Source organism: Vibrio sp. 704 (genome assembly GCF_033339295.1).
On record NZ_JAWOUH010000453.1, the window covers coordinates 1 to 694 of the forward strand.

A 694-nucleotide genomic window follows, 5' to 3' on the forward strand; every position below is an offset into this window, starting at 1 on the left:
CAGGATATCGAGCATCGCAAATGAGTCTTTACCACCGCTTATGCATGCCATGACAACATCGCCTTCTTCGATCATGTTGTAATCTGTAATGGCATTTCCAACATTTCTTCTCAAACGTTTTTGAAGCTTGTTGAATTCAAGGGTTTCTTTTCTTGTATCTTTCTGGTTCATTGCGGGCTCTCACATCGCCGATAAAATCGACAGTAGGACTTCCTAACATGGGTTTCTTTGGGGCGTGGATTATACGGGCTTTTGCAGCAGGATTAAATGTTTGTATTGAAGGATAAGAAAATAAGTGCGCTGAATTATCATCATAGAATAGAAAAAGAACCGCGAATGCGGCTCTTTCGTGAAGATAGTGCTATTTCTTTGCTTGGGGCAAATAAGGAAGCACTCTCATCGTTGGTTCCGGTAACGTTATTGTTCCACCTTCGCCAATTTCACTCAAAGCAACCTGCACTTTACCGTTAACAATCGCCTTCTCTTGTCCATTTGAAAAAACGATCTTACCGTTCAGTTCGTTGGCAAACTCCATTGTGACGCCCTGTACTTCAGGTGTGAACCATCCAGCAAACATCCCCCCTAAATCCTCTAACATGCTCTGCATTTGAGGCATTAATGGCTTCAGTTGCTCGTAAGAAACGCTACCCTGTAACGGTTCTTTCGTCATAACAACTAAAGAATAATCACATCG

At 42.4% G+C, this 694-nt stretch carries 1 protein-coding gene and 1 pseudogene; both read right to left on the reverse strand.

The window, feature by feature from the left end:
• Positions 1-171 (reverse strand): annotated as a pseudogene (locus R7R24_RS27045) (tRNA 2-thiocytidine(32) synthetase TtcA); the annotation flags it as partial.
• Between the two features lie 190 nt (positions 172-361).
• A partial coding sequence (locus R7R24_RS27050; protein WP_318120168.1) for a DUF2987 domain-containing protein occupies positions 362-694 on the reverse strand: 333 nt, incomplete at its 5' end.